This is a genomic window from Streptomyces carminius, assembly GCF_002794255.1.
In the GTDB taxonomy this organism is placed as follows: Bacteria; Actinomycetota; Actinomycetes; order Streptomycetales; family Streptomycetaceae; genus Streptomyces; species Streptomyces carminius.
Map to the genome: position 1 here is coordinate 348,719 of NZ_PGGW01000060.1, position 15,334 is coordinate 364,052.

13 protein-coding genes, 2 tRNA genes and 1 pseudogene are annotated in these 15,334 nt (G+C 72.8%); 5 read left to right on the forward strand and 11 right to left on the reverse strand.

Going from position 1 to position 15,334, the window contains the following annotated elements; translation table 11 throughout:
• The first annotated feature begins 95 nt into the window (after positions 1 to 95).
• Positions 96 to 890 carry a histidinol-phosphatase gene (gene hisN, locus CUT44_RS20390; RefSeq protein ID WP_100203331.1) on the forward strand — a complete coding sequence of 265 codons (795 nt, stop codon included), beginning with the start codon at positions 96 to 98 and terminating at the stop codon, positions 888 to 890.
• A gap of 295 nt (positions 891 to 1,185) precedes the next feature.
• Positions 1,186 to 1,611: a CBS domain-containing protein gene (locus CUT44_RS34130; protein ID WP_100203332.1), complete on the forward strand. Its 426-nt coding sequence runs from the start codon at positions 1,186 to 1,188 to the stop codon at positions 1,609 to 1,611.
• Between the two features lie 153 nt (positions 1,612 to 1,764).
• Here CUT44_RS34130 and CUT44_RS34905 read toward each other — a convergent pair.
• From CUT44_RS34905 to CUT44_RS20415, 5 genes and pseudogenes are all read right to left on the reverse strand, one after another.
• A pseudogene (locus CUT44_RS34905) lies at positions 1,765 to 2,133 on the reverse strand (catalase); the annotation flags it as partial.
• A 55-nt stretch (positions 2,134 to 2,188) separates the two neighbouring features.
• A tRNA-Met gene (locus tag CUT44_RS20400) sits at positions 2,189 to 2,265 on the reverse strand.
• A gap of 134 nt (positions 2,266 to 2,399) precedes the next feature.
• Positions 2,400 to 4,196, reverse strand: a complete 1,797-nt coding sequence (locus CUT44_RS20405; protein WP_100203333.1) for an SEL1-like repeat protein — start codon at positions 4,194 to 4,196, stop codon at positions 2,400 to 2,402.
• Positions 4,197 to 4,394: 198 nt separating this feature from the next.
• Positions 4,395 to 4,468 (reverse strand) — tRNA-Met (locus tag CUT44_RS20410).
• A 53-nt stretch (positions 4,469 to 4,521) separates the two neighbouring features.
• Positions 4,522 to 7,479 (reverse strand): UPF0182 family membrane protein, encoded by a 2,958-nt coding sequence (locus tag CUT44_RS20415; protein WP_233221518.1) that lies wholly within the window; start codon positions 7,477 to 7,479, stop codon positions 4,522 to 4,524.
• Positions 7,480 to 7,593: 114 nt separating this feature from the next.
• On the opposite strand from CUT44_RS20415, the gene CUT44_RS20420 reads away from it, so the two are divergent.
• Positions 7,594 to 8,217: a PPA1309 family protein gene (locus CUT44_RS20420; protein WP_100203442.1), complete on the forward strand. Its 624-nt coding sequence runs from the start codon at positions 7,594 to 7,596 to the stop codon at positions 8,215 to 8,217.
• Positions 8,218 to 8,346: 129 nt separating this feature from the next.
• On the opposite strand, the gene CUT44_RS20425 is transcribed toward CUT44_RS20420, so the two are convergent.
• The 4 genes from CUT44_RS20425 to CUT44_RS20440 all read right to left on the reverse strand — a co-directional run bounded on the left by CUT44_RS20425 (position 8,347) and on the right by CUT44_RS20440 (position 11,584).
• Complete coding sequence (locus CUT44_RS20425) at positions 8,347 to 9,435, reverse strand: YlbL family protein (protein WP_100203335.1); 1,089 nt, start codon at positions 9,433 to 9,435, stop codon at positions 8,347 to 8,349.
• 25 nt (positions 9,436 to 9,460) lie between these two features.
• Positions 9,461 to 9,691: a hypothetical protein gene (locus tag CUT44_RS20430; RefSeq protein WP_100203336.1), complete on the reverse strand. Its 231-nt coding sequence runs from the start codon at positions 9,689 to 9,691 to the stop codon at positions 9,461 to 9,463.
• 229 nt (positions 9,692 to 9,920) lie between these two features.
• Positions 9,921 to 10,379: a molybdenum cofactor biosynthesis protein MoaE gene (locus tag CUT44_RS20435; protein ID WP_100203337.1), complete on the reverse strand. Its 459-nt coding sequence runs from the start codon at positions 10,377 to 10,379 to the stop codon at positions 9,921 to 9,923.
• Positions 10,380 to 10,474: 95 nt separating this feature from the next.
• Complete coding sequence (locus tag CUT44_RS20440) at positions 10,475 to 11,584, reverse strand: SDR family oxidoreductase (RefSeq protein ID WP_100203338.1); 1,110 nt, start codon at positions 11,582 to 11,584, stop codon at positions 10,475 to 10,477.
• A 175-nt stretch (positions 11,585 to 11,759) separates the two neighbouring features.
• Here CUT44_RS20440 and CUT44_RS20445 point away from each other — a divergent pair, with 175 nt between their 5' ends.
• Positions 11,760 to 13,253: a zinc-dependent metalloprotease gene (locus CUT44_RS20445; protein WP_100203339.1), complete on the forward strand. Its 1,494-nt coding sequence runs from the start codon at positions 11,760 to 11,762 to the stop codon at positions 13,251 to 13,253.
• Complete coding sequence (locus CUT44_RS20450; RefSeq protein WP_100203340.1) at positions 13,250 to 13,777, forward strand: NUDIX hydrolase; 528 nt, start codon at positions 13,250 to 13,252, stop codon at positions 13,775 to 13,777. Before CUT44_RS20445 ends, CUT44_RS20450 begins: the two co-directional genes overlap by 4 nt.
• Positions 13,778 to 13,853: 76 nt before the next feature.
• On the opposite strand, the gene CUT44_RS20455 is transcribed toward CUT44_RS20450, so the two are convergent.
• Positions 13,854 to 14,618 (reverse strand): AIM24 family protein, encoded by a 765-nt coding sequence (locus CUT44_RS20455; protein WP_100203341.1) that lies wholly within the window; start codon positions 14,616 to 14,618, stop codon positions 13,854 to 13,856.
• 16 nt (positions 14,619 to 14,634) lie between these two features.
• A complete protein-coding gene (locus tag CUT44_RS20460; protein WP_100203342.1) occupies positions 14,635 to 15,327 on the reverse strand; it encodes an AIM24 family protein in 693 nt (230 codons plus the stop codon).
• Positions 15,328 to 15,334 lie beyond the last annotated feature (7 nt).

Sequence of the window (15,334 nt, forward strand, 5' to 3'; positions counted from 1 at the left end):
GGGCGTCAAGGGTGCCGGGCGCGCCGCCCTCCCCGGCCACCCGGTCGGCCACTCCCGTGTGGCCGGTCCCGGCTCGCCTGGATACTGTTTCGTCCATGCCGGACTACCACGATGACCTGCGCCTGGCCCATGTGCTTGCCGACACCGCCGACGCCACCACCATGGCGCGGTTCAAGGCCCTCGACCTCAAGGTCGAGACCAAGCCCGACATGACTCCGGTGAGTGAGGCCGACAAGGCGGCCGAGGAGCTGATCCGCACCTCCCTGCAACGGGCCCGGCCGCGCGACGCGGTGCTGGGCGAGGAGTTCGGCGGTGACGGACAGGGGCCGCGCCGCTGGGTGATCGACCCGATCGACGGCACCAAGAACTACGTGCGCGGTGTCCCGGTGTGGGCCACGCTGATCGCCCTGATGGAGCGGGGCGAGGGCGGTGACCGTCCGGTGGTCGGGGTGGTGTCGGCCCCGGCCCTGAACCGGCGCTGGTGGGCGGCGCTGGGCGGCGGGGCGTACACCGGCCGCAGCCTGTCCTCGGCGACCCGGCTGTCGGTGTCCCGGGTGGGCCGGGTGCGGGACGCGTCGTTCGCCTACTCCTCGCTGAGCGGCTGGGAGGAGCGCGGCAGGCTGGGCGGCTTCCTGGATCTGACCCGGGAGTGCTGGCGCACCCGCGGCTACGGGGACTTCTGGCCGTACATGATGGTCGCCGAGGGGTCGGTGGACATGTGCGCCGAACCGGAGCTGTCGCTGTGGGACATGGCGGCGAACGCGGTCATCGTGCAGGAGGCGGGCGGCGCCTTCACCGGTCTGGACGGGCGCGAGGGCCCGCACAGCGGGGACGCGGCGGCCTCCAACGGGCTGCTGCACGAGGACCTGCTGTCCTACCTGGGCGGTTAGCGGCACCCGGCGGCACTCCGGAGGGGCCGGGGAGGGGCCGGGGAGGGGCTGGGGAAGGGCCGGGGAGGGGCTGGGGAGGGGCTGGGGAAGGGCCGGGGAGACTCGGCGGGGCGCTCCGGGCATACGGCGGTCACGGGCCGGGCGGGCGCGTGACGGTGCGGCAGTCGGCCGACTGGCTCCGCGCGCCCTCTTGTTGGGCTCCGGACATCATGTGAACATGAGAATCCCCGTGCTTGTGAGCTTGTGAACTCCTTCTCGTGCGCGGGGATTCCGCCAAGGAGGTGGCACCAACGCCATGCCCACCCTCGTCCGTGACGCCATGAGCACCGTGGTCCTCACCATCGGTCCCGCCCACACACTCCGCCAGGCCGCCCGGCTGATGTCCGCCCGCCGGGTCGGCGCGGCCGTCGTCCTCGATCCCGACGCCGGCGGCATCGGGATCCTCACCGAACGCGACATCCTCAACTCCGTGGGCGCCGGCCAGGATCCCGACCGGGAGCCGACGCACCTGCACACCACCACCGACGTGGTCTTCGCCGCTCCCGGCTGGACCCTGGAGGACGCCGCGCGGGCCATGACCCGCGGCGGTTTCCGGCATCTGATCGTGCTGGACGGCCACGAACCGGTGGGAGTGGTCTCCGTCCGCGACATCGTCCGCTGCTGGGCGGCGGCCACCGGCCACGGGCCGGCGGCGGCCGCCGCCGACGCGGTACCGGTCTGAGGTCTCCGGCCCCTCCGGCGCGGCGGAGGGGCCGGAGACCGGGACGGACTGCCACGGCGGGCGGCCGGTCTCGGCCGGGCCTCCCGGAGCTGCCGGGCCGTAGTTCCCCGTCCGGCCGTGGCGGCCGTCGCACAGGAAGCCGTCACGGCCGTGGCCGCGGGCCTCGGTGGCGCGCGGACGGCTCACCGGCAGCCGGTCGGCGTGACGCCCACCCGGTAGGGTGCGCGCGCCGCAGGCGGACAGCCGGCCCTGGAGCGTCTCGTCCGGGGACGGACCGATGCCCGGCACGAAGCGGTGCTGGGAGAAGACCGACTGCCCGGCCTCGGCGAAGACCTGGTCTGCTCGAAGTGCGGGGCGACCCGCGACGTCCGCCCCTCGGGGGACCCGCCGGCCCTGCTCCCCGGGACGGAGCGCTTTGGCCGCACGCCCGGCGAGGCGACGGTCGCCTTCCGGGGGCTGTGCCCCTCCTGCGCCTCCGCCCAAGCCCACCGCCGGGAGCCCCGCACGGCGCACACAGCACATACGACCGACACATATGACGGTGGCCCGGATCCCTGGGGATCCGGGCCACCGTCAGTGGTAGCGGGGACAGGATTTGAACCTGCGACCTCTGGGTTATGAGCCCAGCGAGCTACCGAGCTGCTCCACCCCGCGCCGTTGTGTTCACAACCTTAACCCCATTCCGCCGCCCGTGCAAATCACCGCCGCCGGGACCGCGCGGGGCCGCACGGGACCGCACGGGAGCACCGGACCCGCGGGCACCGAGCGCCCCGGAAGTCCCGGGACGCTCAGGCCGTCAGCTCCTCGTGGAGCGCCTCGCTCAGCCGGGCGGCGCGCTCCGCGACCTCCGGCGGGCCCAGCTCGACCGCACGGGCGCACCAGTGCCGGCCCGCCGCCAGGTCGCCGCGCCGGGCGTTGAGCAGCGCGAGCTGCAGAGCGGCCCGGCCGTGGCCGGCCTCGGCGGCGCGGGTCCACCACAGGGCGGCCTCCGGCTCGCTGCCCTCCCGGGCCAGCAGCAGCCCCAGGTTGAAGGCGCCGCTGCGGCTGCCCGCCTCCGCGGCGGTGCGGTACCAGCGTGCGGCCCGCACCACATCACCGCGTGCCGACGCATACATGCCCAGCCGGACCTGTGCGCGCCGGTGCCCCTGCTCGGCGGCCCGCTCGTACCACTCCTCGTACTCGGCGGGCGGGCCCTGCGGGTCGAGGGCGTCCGCCGTCGGCATCTGGCGCTCCAGCAGCGCGGCGAGCCGGAAGGCGCCCTCCACGCTGCCGCCCCCGGCCGCGCGGCGCAGGTGCCGCTCGGCGGTGCGGGTGTCGCCCTCGCGCAGCAGCGCCATGCCCACCTGGAGCGCGGCCTCGGTGTGACCGGCCGCCGCCGCCTGCTCGTACCACTGCCTGGCCAGGGCTTCCTCGCCGCGGCCCGTGTGCAGGATGCCGAGGTTGAACGCGGCGTCCACGCTGCCGGCCTCGGCGGCCTTGGAGAACCACGGCTCGGCGCCCGCCGCGTCCCCGTGCTGCAGCAGCAGTACGGCGAGCGCGTTGGCGGCCTCGCGGTGCCCGGCGTAGGCGGCACGGCGGTACCACTGCTCGGCCTGGGCGGTACGGCCCTGGGCGGCGCACAGCAGCCCCAGGTTGAAGGCGCCGTTGATGTCGCCCGCCTCCATGGCGGCGCGGTACCAGCGCTCCGCGGACTGCCGCTCGCCGCGCTCGGCGTGCAGTGCGCCCAGGGCGTTGGCCGCGTTGCCGTCGCCGTCCAGGGCGGCCCGGCGCCACCACTCGGCGGCGCTGTCGGTGTCACCCGCGTCCCGCAGCAGGAAGCCCAGCGCGCAGGCGGCGCGCGGCTCCCCCTCCTTGGCGGCCGTCAGGTACCAGCGGGCCGCCTCCTGGGACTCGCCGCGCTCCTCCAGGAGCTCACCCAGCCGCAGCGCGGCACGCCGGTGGCCGCGGGCGGCGGCCTGGCGGTACCACTGCCCGGCCTCGGCATCCCCGTCCGGGCGCCGCACCAGGATCCGGGCGAGGCGGTACGCCGCCTCGCGGTGACCGCGCTCGGCGGCGACCCGGAACCACTCCTCGGCACCGTCCTCGCCGCGGTGCTCCAGCAGGTCCGCGAGGGCGTACGCGCCGAGGATGTGCCCGGACTCGGCGGACTGCCGCAGCCAGTACTCGGCGGTCGTCTCGTCACCGCGCTCGCGGTGGTGACGGCCCAGGGAGTGGGCCGCCGCGGCCGATCCGGCGACGGCCGCTATCCGCCACCAGCCCGCGGCCTCCTCGCGCAGACCGCGCTGGTGGAGCAGGACTCCCAGGTTGTTCGCGGCGGCCCGGTCACCGGCGGCGGTGGCCGCGCGCAGTTGCGGCTCGGCGCCCTCCAGGTCCCCCCGGCGCAGCAGTCGGGCCCCGAGCGCGCTGGCGGCGGCGGTGTCGGCGTCCGTGTCTGTGTCCGTGTGGTGGGCCTCGGGGGCCTCGGGGACCTCGGGGACCTCATGAACTCCGCGGGCGGTGCGGGCACCATGAGCGGCGCGGGTGTCGGTACGACTCACACCACCACCCACGCCCTCAAGTCTCACCTTGTCCCCCATGAGGCCCATCGTCGCACCACCCGCAACCCGCGTACACCTGGTATACCGTCGACAGCCAAGTCACTTCAGCGTTTTGTCGACTTCCCGATAGAGCAACTGCCCAAACGCAAACGGCCGTCGGGCACATACGTCCTCACATCCCCCACACGGGGGAGAACACACGGAAGAGGGACCCGGAGTCGATGACTCCGGGTCCCTCTTCGTCAGTAGCGGGGACAGGATTTGAACCTGCGACCTCTGGGTTATGAGCCCAGCGAGCTACCGAGCTGCTCCACCCCGCGCCGTTGTGTTCACAACCTTACCACGGCGCGGAGGGAGCCCGCTCACCCCCGGTTCACTCCTCCCGGCGACCCTCTTCGGCGCCGCCATCCGCGGACTGCTCCGCCTCGGCGGCCCGCTGGAGCGCGTCCTCCAGGTCCTGCTGCGCCTGGCCGTAGGCCTCCCAGTCCTGTTCGGCCAGTGCCTCCTGGCCCGTCTCGAACGCCTCCTGGGCGTCCTGGAGGGCCTCCTGCACGGTCGGGTCCTCGGAGGCCGGAGGATCGGCGGGAGTCCCGCCGGGCTGCTCCTCCCCGCCGGGCTGCTCCTCCTCGTCGCCGGGGGGCTGCTCCTCCTCACCCGGGGTCCCCTCCGTCCCGTCGACGCCGAAGACCACGTTCAGCGCCTCGCCGAGGGTGTCCTCGAAGGCGGTCTCCTCGCCGTAGGTCACCAGCACCTTCCGCAGCAGCGGGTAGTTGGTGCCCGCACCGCGGACGTAGACCGGTTCGACGTAGAGCAGTCCGCCCTCCAGCGGCACGGTGAGCAGGTTGCCGTACTCGATCTCCGAGTCACCGCGCTGGAGGATGTTGATCTCGTTCGCGATGTCGGTGTCGGAGTTGAAGCGGCTCTGCACCTGCTGTGGACCGGAGACCGTGGTGTTGGACGGCAGTTTCAGGATCCTGATCGTGCCGTAGTCCTCACTGCGGGCGTCCGCGTTGACCGCCATGAAGGCGCCCAGGGTCTCGCGCCCGCTGGGGTTGAAGGTCGTCGTCAGGGAGAAGGTCTGCTCCTCCTGGTCCGGCATCTTCATGCTGAGGTAGTACGGCGGGACCGCGTTGCCCTTGTGCGTCGGGTCGTCCGGCACCTGCCAGCGCTCACTGCCGCTGTAGAACTGGCTGGCGCTGGTGACGTGGTAGCGGGTCAGCAGCTCGCGCTGGACCTTGAACAGGTCCTGCGGGTAGCGGAAGTGCGCCATCAGCTCGTCGCCGATCTCCCCGCGCGGCTCGACCGTGTCGGGGAAGGCCTTCATCCAGGTCTTCAGGATCGGGTCGTTGGTGTCCCACTGGTACAGCTTCACGTCGCCCGTGTAGGCGTCGACGGTGGCCTTGACCGAGTTGCGGATGTAGTTGACCCGGTTCTGCTGGGCGATGACCGAGCGCTGGCCATCGGTCAGCGCGTCGGCCGTGGTCTCGCCCAGGGTCGTACGGGACGAGTACGGGTACTGGTTGGTCGTGGTGTAGGCGTCGACGAGCCACTGGATGCGCCCGTCCACCTCCGCCGGGTACGGGTCGCCGTCGATGGTCAGCCAGGGAGCCACCGCCTCGACGCGCTCCTTGGGCGTGCGGTTGTACAGGACCCGTGAGCCATCGCCGATCGCCCCCGAGTACATGATCTGCGGCTCGCCGAAGGCCACGGCGTAGGCGGCGCGGTTCACCGGGCTCTCCAGGCTGACCCCGCTGTCGCCCTTGTAGCTGTAGGTCTTCTCCTCGCTGCCGGAGATGTAGTCCAGTTCCTTCTGGGGACCGCCGACGATGGAGTACTGCGTGGTCTTCTCGCCGTAGTAGACCCGCGGCTCGTACTCGCCGAGCTCGCCGGTCGGCGGGAGGTTCTTCTCGATGAACTCCGGCGCGCCGGTCGAGGCCACCTCGGTCCCCTTGCCGGCCACGATGCCGAAGCCGTGGGTGTACTTGAAGTGGTCGTTGATCCAGTTGCGCTCGGTGATGCCGTTGATGTTGATCTCGCGCAGACCGATGACGGTGTCCTGCTCCGCGCCGTCCTCGGTGGTGTACCGGTCCACGTCCAGGGTGGCCGGGAACTGGTAGTAGCTACGGACCTGCTGGAGCTGCTGGAAGCTGGGCGAGACCACGTTCGGGTCGAGCAGCCGGATGCTGGCGGTGGTGTTCGCCGCCTCGCGCAGCTCCTCGTTGCTCGCCTCGCTCTGGCCCTCGTAGTCCGAGACCTCCGAGTCCGCGATGTCGTACGCGTCCCGGGTGGCGTCGATGTTCTTCTTGATGTACGGCGTCTCCTTGGCCTGCTCGTTCGGCTGGACCTGGAACTTCTGCACGATCGCCGGGTAGAGGCCGCCGATGAGGATCGCCGAGAGGACCATCAGGCCGAAGCCGATCACCGGCAGCTGCCAGGTGCGCCGCCACAGGGTGGCGAAGAAGAGCACCGCGCAGATCGCGGCGATGAAGAACAGGATCGTCTTCGCCGGGAGGTACGCGTTGGCGTCCACGTACCGCAGGCCCGTCCAGTTGTCGGTCGCCTTGAAGTCGCCGGACTTCACCGCCAGGCCGTAGCGGTCGAGCCAGTACGCCACCGCCTTGAGCGCGACGAAGAGCCCGAGCAGCACCGACAGGTGGCCGGTGGCCTGGGAGGTGGCCCGGGCGCCCGGGGTGGTGAGCCGCAGCCCGCCGTAGAGGTAGTGCACCAGCGCGGCGGCCAGCAGGGAGAGCACGACGGCCGCGAAGCCGAAGCTCAGCAGGAAGCGGTACCAGGGCAGGTCGAACGCGTAGAACGAGACGTCCTTGCCGAACTGGGGGTCCGCGGTGCCGAAGGGGACCCCGTTCACCCACAGCAGCCAGGTGCGCCACTGGCCGGCCGCGGAGGCGCCGGCGATCAGCCCCACCAGCGCGGTGACCCCCAGCAGCACCCACTTCTTGTACGGGGCGATGCCCATCCGGTAGCGGTCCAGGCTCTGCTGCTCCAGCGACATCGCGCTGAGCGGGGGCCGCAGCCGGTGGGCCAGCCAGATGTTGACACCGACGGCTCCGGCCATCAGGAGACCGAAGACGGCGAACATGCCGATCTTGGTCCACAGGGTGGTGGTGAAGACATTGGTGTACTGGACGGACCGATACCACAGCCAGTCGGTCCAGAACCCGGCGAACATGACGAAAAGCATGGCCAGAACGGCGAGCACGCCCGCTGTCATCAGCAGGGTCTTGGCGCGCCTGGAGGGCCTGCCGACACTGATCCGTGGTCCGGTGGGCCCGCCTGAGCCCCGGTCCGGCATCTGGAAAGCCAAGGTGCGCACCTCGAAGATTCGCAGCGGATGGAACAGGCCCCGAATGCTAGGGCCCCACCCATGCAACTTACTCAAGCTTTACCCGGTTCCCGTTCTCGGGGTGTTCGGCGGCACGATATGAGGATGGACAACATCACCGACGACGGCACACCCCTCGCCGCCAGCCCGCTGACCCGCGCGGTGCTCGAGATCGACGAGTACGCCGCGGGCCTGGGCTGGGACCAGCCCGCCCGCCTGTTCGCCCTGGTGGACACCGACCGGCTGCGCACCGAGGAGCCCGTGCTGGCCGACCGGCTCGGGCTCGGCGGCGGGAGCGGGGGCGGGGACGGCCAGGACGATCCGGCCGGCCGGGACGGCGGCAGCGGTGCCGCCCCCGCCGCCCTCACCCCGGTCGAGCAGGACGAGCTGCCCGCCGGCGTACCGCTCGACGAGTTCCTCGGCACCATCGCCTGGCCCGACGCGGTCGCCGGGTGCGCGATGACGGTGGAGCGGCTGATGCTGCCTCCGTCGGCCGAGACCTCCGTTCCCCGGGAGCTCCAGGAGGAGGGCGCGGAGGAGCGACTGGCGCGCTGGGTCGCCGAGCACCCCGAGCGCCGGGAGGTGCGGATGACCGTGGCGGTGCTGCGGGACGGCGCCCGGGAGACGGCCCTGCGGCTGCGCGAGAAGGACTCGCCGACCGAGGTGCTGACCGGCCCGGACCTGGTGCCGGGGCTCGCCGAGGCGCTGGCCGGCACCTTCGCCGACTGAGACCGGGGACGGCGCGGGGAACAGGGACAGGACAGAGGCAGGGACAGAGGCAGGGACAGGGACAGGAGGAAGACGGAGAGCGAGAGGAAGAAGAGGAAACGGAAGGGGCGGGAAGGGAGGGGGACCGGGTCAGTCCGCCGCGCACCGCGGCAGGGCGGCGGTGTCCCCCTCCCTGATGTCCGCCAGGGCCGCCAGCGCGTCGTCGATCGTGCCGACCTTCACCAGGGTCAGACCGTCGGGGACGTACCGGGCGGCGGTGGCGCAGTTCGCCTCGGGCGTGAGGAAGTACTCGGCGCCCTCCTCCCGGGCGGCGACGGTCTTCATCTGGACGCCGCCGATCGGGCCGACCTTCCCCTCGCCGTCGATCGTGCCCGTACCGGCCACGAACTCGCCCCCGGTGAGGTCCTCACGGGTGAGCCTGTCCATGATGCCGAGGGCGAACATCAGCCCGGCGCTGGGACCGCCGACGTCGGCGAGCCGGATGTCGATCTCGAACGGGAAGGTGTGGTCGAGGCCCGCCCGGATCCCGACGATGGCCCGCTGGTCGTCCTCGGCCGCGGTGGTGGTGACGGTGACCTCCCGGCCCCCGGTGAGCTCCTCGCCCTTCTTCTCGGCCTCCTCCGCGCGCTTGGCCGGGACGACGGTGAAGACCACCTCCTCGCCGGGCCCGTGCTCGGTCACCACAGTGGCGACGTCACCCGGCCGCTCCACCGGCTTCCCGTCCACGGCCGTGATCACGTCCCCGGCGTGGAGCCGGCCCTGGGCCGGCGTGCCCTTTACCACGGAGGCGACGACCACCCGCTCACCGACCGGGATCCCCAGTTCCCGCAGGGCGGCCACCTTGGCGCTCTCCTGTGACTGGCTGAACTCCTCGGCGTTCTCCTCCCGCACCTCCTCGGCCGACTTGTCGCCGGGGTAGAGGGTCTCGTGCGGGACGACCACGCTGTCGTCCGCCAGCCAGCCGTGGACGGCCTCCACGAGGTTCATCCGGTAGTCCGCGCCGGTGACCCGGACGGTGGTCATGTTGAGGTGTCCGGAGCTCTCGTACGTCTTTCTGCCCTCGACGCTCAGCACCGGCTTGCCGCCGTGCTCACCGAGCGTGTTGACCGTGGGCCCGGGGGACATCTCCGCGTAGGGAACCCTGATCAGGGCCCCGGCGCAGAGGACGGCTATGAGCAGCAGGGTGGAGGTGAGCATCGTCGCGGTCCTGCGTGGCATGCCACGACAGTACGGGACAGCCCTGTCAGTCGGCTGCCGGGGTGACCGCGGGACGGGAGTCCGCGGGACCCTCCCGCCGGCGCGCCCGTGCGTCCGGAAGCCCGTGGGGCCGCTCCATGGCCGCGCGGAACGCCTCGTACCCGGCGACCCCCTCGGCGTCCCCGGCGCCGCTGGGCCTCCGGGCGGCCCAGACGGACCAGACGGCCGCCCCGACCGCGGCGGCGAACGGAATCAGCAACCAGGCGAGTACCGCCACAGCGACCTCCCGATTCCTCGAATACGCCAAAACCGGCCTATGAGCAGACTAGATCCCCGGCGGACCGACGGCTCCGGCAGGGTGGCCCGTGTCCCGGAAACCTGCCGCTCCCGGCACCGGCGGCCGTGCGAGGACCCGCCCACCCGTCACCCGACCACCACCCCACAACGACAGCGCTACGCGCCGACCCGCCCACCCGTCACCCGACCACCACCCCACAACGACAGCGCTACGCGCCGACCCATTCGTCGGTGCCGTCGGTGAAGGTCTGGTGCTTCCAGATCGGCACCTGGTGCTTCAGGTCGTCGATCAGGCGGCGGCACGCCTCGAAGGCCTCGGCGCGGTGCGCGCAGGAGACGGCGACCACCACCGCCAGGTCGCCGATCGACAGGTCACCCACCCGGTGCACCGCGGCGAGCGCCCGGACGGGGAAGTCGGCGGCCACCTTCTCCGCGACACGGCGGAGTTCGGCCTCGGCCGTCGGATGCGAGGAGTAGGAGAGCCCGGTCACGCCGGTACCGCCGTCGTGGTCGCGGACCGTGCCGACGAACAGCGCGGTACCGCCCGCGGCGGAGTCGCCGGCGGCCGAGAGGACCTCGTCCACGGAGAGCGGGGTGTCACGGATCGCGAGCAGCCGGATCGGATCGGACGCCGCCCGTTCGCCTGGATGGTCGTACGTCTGTGGCATGGGGTCATGGTGCCCCACGGACCCGGCACACGGCACGGCGGCTTACCGCCGTGTCCGCGCCGGGGCGCGTCCGCCGGGGCCCGGTCACATCGCGGTCACATCCGGCGGCGGGTCCTGCGGGCGCGGCGGACCAGGGCCGCGGTGCCCACCAGCGCCACGGTGGCGCCCGCGGCGCCGAGCGTGGTGGCGTCCTTGCGGCCCAGCCGCCGCCCCGCGACGGTGTGCCGTCCGGCCACCTCGTGCAGCAGCTCGGCCAGCACCTGCTCGTTCGTCCACTTCGGCCGCCAGCCCGCCTCGTGCAGCCGGGAGCCGCTGACCACCCAGGGGTGCATGGTGTACGCCAGGTCACCGGCCGGGGAGGGGGTCAGTCCCAGGCGGTGCAGCCGGGAGGCCGCGCCGAGCGCCACGGCCGGGGGCAGCTCCATGCGGCGGATTCCGGACAGTTCCTCGACCTCCTCCTGCTCCAGCCAGCCGTCGCAGCCGACCGCCAGCTCGCCCTCGGCCTTCTCCAGGGCCGCGTACTCCAGGGCACTGGCCAGGTCCTCGAGGTGGCAGAACTGCCAGCGGGGCCGGGAGCCGGCCACGACCAGCAGGCGCGGCGACTCGAAGTAGCGGGTCAGGGCGGTGTCCACGCCACCGACCAGCACGGTGGGACGCACCACGGTGACGTTCAGGCCGGGGTGCGCGCGGGGCGCGCGCCGGGCGAGGCGCTCGATCTCCAGCAGGTCGCCGACGCCGGTGGCCTCGGCGGTCGCCCGCAGTTCGGCGTCCTCGGCCAGCGGCACGTCGTTGTCGGGCAGCGCCCCGTAGACCATCGCCGAGGTGCACAGCACGACCCGGCGCACCCCCGCGGCGGCGGCCGCGGTCAGCACCGTCTGGGTGCCGCGGACGTTGTAGGCGGTACGGGCGGCGGGGTCGGTCTCCAGATCCAGGTCGACGGCGAGATGCACCACGGTGTCCACCGGGCCGCCGTCGTCGCGCAGCCGGTCGGCGACGGCCGGGTCCCGCACGTCCAGGACGTGCCACCGCGCGCCTTCCGTGCCGCCGTGCCGCTCGTCGATGGCGACGACCCGCCCCACCTCGGGGGAGGCCACCAGCCGCTCGGTGAGCAGCGCGCCGACCCCCGACGCGGCACCGGTGACCGCGACGGCACGGCCCGCGGCACCGTTACGCGGACCGCGAACGTTTGACTCCTGGGAACTCACCCGGTGTCTCCCCCGGTTGTCTCTGGTACGACGTACGCAGGGTCCATCCTGCACGAGAGGTGTCTAGGCTGGACGTAAGGGTCACCGTCGCGCACCCGCGCCGCGCGCCGACCGGCCGCGGTCCCACCCGTCCCGTCCATCCCATCCGTCCCATCCAGCAGAGCCGAGGAACCCCGTGAGTGACATCCCATTCGGATTCGGCCTTCCGCCCGAGGAACCGGAGGAGGGCGACGACGGCCGGAAGAAGGGCGGCCAGGGCGGCCAGGGGTCGGACCCGTTCGGGTTCGGCGGCCAGGGTGGCGCCGACAACCCGCTCGCGGCGATGTTCGGCTCACTGGGCGGCGGCCCCGGCGGCTTCGACCCGAACGATCTGGGCGCCGCCTTCCAGCGGCTGGGCCAGATGCTCAGCTACGAGGGCGGTCCGGTCAACTGGGACATGGCCAAGGACATCGCCCGGCAGACCGTCGCCGCGGGCACCCCGGACGGCACCAAGGACGCCAGTGTCGGCCCGCAGGAGCGGGTGGCCGTCGAGGAGGCCGTACGGCTGGCCGACCTGTGGCTGGACGGGGTGACCTCGCTGCCCTCCGGGGCGGGCTCGGCGGTCGCCTGGAGCCGCGCCGAGTGGGTGGAGGCCACCCTGCCGGTCTGGAAGGAACTGGTCGACCCGGTCGCCGAGCAGGTCGGGGCGGCCATGGGTGGTGTGCTGCCCGGGGAGATGCAGGCCATGGCGGGCCCGCTGCTCGGCATGATGCGCTCCATGGGCGGTGCGATGTTCGGCACCCAGATCGGGCAGGCGCTGGGTGTGCTGGCCGGCGAGGTGGTGGGCTCCACCGACATCGGGCTGCCGCTGGGCCCGGCGGGCAAGGCCGCCCTGCTGCCGCTCAACGTCGCGGCCTTCGGCAAGGACCTGGGCGTTCCGCTGGACGAGGTGCGGCTGTACCTGGCGCTGCGCGAGACGGCGCACCAGCGGCTGTTCGGCCATGTGCCGTGGCTGCGCTCGCACCTGTTCGGCGCTGTCGAGGGGTACGCGCGGGGGATCAAGGTGGACACCGCCCGGCTGGAGGACCTCGTCGGGCAGCTCGACCCGTCACGCCCGGAGGAGCTGCAGGAGGCGCTGCAGGAGGGCATGTTCCGGCCGCAGGACACCCCCGAGCAGAAGGCGGCCCTGGCCCGGCTGGAGACGGCACTCGCCCTCGTCGAGGGCTGGGTGGACGCGGTGGTGCACGCCGCCGCGGAGCCGCATCTGCCGTCCGCGGCGGCACTGCGCGAGACGCTGCGCCGCCGCCGCGCCACCGGCGGTCCGGCCGAGCAGACCTTCGCCACCCTGATCGGTCTGGAACTGCGGCCCAGGAGGCTGCGCGACGCCTCCCGGCTGTGGGCCTCGCTCACCGACGCCCGCGGGCTGGACGGCCGCGACGGTCTGTGGGCCCACCCGGACATGCTGCCGACCGCCGAGGACCTCGACGACCCGGACGGCTTCGTCCACCGCGAGCAGCTCGACTTCTCGGAGTTGGAGGGGCTGCTGCGCAAGGACGGCGGAGACGGTCAGGACGACGGGGAGCGCGGGGACGGGCGGGACGGCGGGGCCGCCGGGGACGACGGGAACGACGGGAACGACGGGAACGACGGGAACGGGGACGACGGGAACGGTACCGGCGGCGCCCGGTGAGCCTGCACGAGGACGCGGCGCGGGTCCTGAAGGAGTGGCCCGCGCCGGACGACACGCAGCACACGCTGCGGCTGGCGTACGGCGACCACCTGGCCGCCCACCCCGACGGGATGTGGAAGTCCTGTGCGGACGGTCACCTCACGGCGAGCGCCCTCGTGGTGGACCCCCGCCGCGGGCGGGTGCTGCTGACGCTCCACCGCAAGCTGCGGATGTGGCTCCAGACGGGCGGGCACTGCGAGCCCGGTGACACCACGCTCGCCGGTGCCGCCCTGCGGGAGGCCACCGAGGAGTCGGGCATCACCGGGCTCGTCCCGCTGCCGGGCGGCCCGGTGCGGCTCGACCGGCATCTGACGCCCTGCGCCTGGCATCTGGACGTGCAGTACGCCGTCCTGGCGCCCGAGGGCGCCCTGGAGGCGGTCAGCGAGGAGTCGCTGGAGCTGCGCTGGTTCGGCTGGCACGAGGTGGCGGACGTGGCCGACGACTCCGTCGTCCGGCTGGCGGACCGCACCCGCGCGCTGCTGTGAGCCCGCGCGCCCCGCGCCCACCCACCGGGGTGGCGCGGGGCGCGCGGGCGCGGCCCCTGGGCCGGCAGGGCCGGCCCTACCGGTTGGTGAAGATGTTGCCCGGGTTCTGACCGGCCGCGCCCTGCCGGCCCACGCCGTACTGCGCCCGTACGCCCTGGCCGGTCACCGCGTTCTGCGGGGGGAGCAGTTCGCTGGGCTGGACGAGGGCGAAGCCCTGGCCCATGAAGCTCAGCTCCCAGCCCTCCCCGGTGTTGCCGCGTCGCCGGAACACGCTCTGGGAACTGGTCTGGGCCTGCATCTGCACCCGCAGCGAGCTGGACCAGGCCACCACCGCGTCGGCGTCGGCGTTGACGTACCGCTCCGGGGTGACCTGGAGCGCCAGCGGCTGGCCGGAGGTCATCAGGGCGACCTTGCCGCGGCCGGTGATGTTGAGGTTGTACGCGCCGGAGCCGGAGATGCCGAACTGGCTGTCCACCGCGATCACCTCCCAGTTCAGGCCGGAGTCCAGGGCCAGGACGTAGGAGCTGTCGACCGTCAGGCCCTCGGCGGAGTCCACGTCCATGACGTGGACGTACTGGGCGAGGTTGGCCAGGTAGACCGTGCCCTGCCCGGAGCAGCGCATCAGCTCCAGGTTCTCCTTGGCGCGCGACTGCCTGCGGCGGCGCCCGTGCGCCTGGTACTCGCCGTCGAACTCCAGCAGGCCCTCGTAGGCGACCATCGCGCCCTTGCGGGCGAGCACGTCGTCCTGGCCGTCGAGCCGGACCCGCAGCAGCTGCGGGTTCTGCAGGGCGTAGCGCTCCTGACTGGTGACCTCGGTGTACGCGAAGAGCGGACTCTGCATGGTTCTTCCTTCCCCCTCAGCCCCGCACGCGCAGGCGGTCGGTGCTGTCCTCGCTGGGCTGTACGACGACGAAGCCCTGGCCGGAGAAGGCGATCTGGTACGCCTCGCCGCTGCCGCGGCCGATCAGCGCGCTCGCCTTCATGGTGCGCTTGCTCTTGATCTTCAGCCCGCTCGACCAGGCGACCAGGGCGTCGGGGTCGACGTAGGTCTCGTCCTCGCCGCGCCCGCAGTCCACCACGATGGGGGTGCCGCGGGAGGTGAGGGCGACCCAGCCGGTGCCGGAGAGGCCGACGTTGAACAGGCCCTGACCGGCGAACTTCGCCAGCCCCTTGACCCGCTCGACGCCCCACTGGAGATGGGCGTCGAAGGCGAGGAGGTTGGTGCCGTTGACGGAGAGGGCCTCGTTGTTCAGGTTGAGGCAGACCACGTCGGCGCCGTAGTCGGCGAGGTAGAGGACGCCGTCGCCGCTGCACTTCATCACCGGGGTGCCCTCTCCGGTGAGCCACTGGGAGGCCGCCTGGCGGACCGCCGGGGGGTTGGCCTCGTACTGGATGAAGCCCTCGTAGGCGATCATCGACCCGGTGCGGGCGAAGACGTCCTGGCCGCTCGCCATGGCGATCTTCACCATGTGCGCGCCGTGGTTCTCCATCCGGGCGGCGGGCGGGGTCGGGGCGTAGCCCGAGATCTCCGGGATCACTGGTTGGTTCATGACGGGC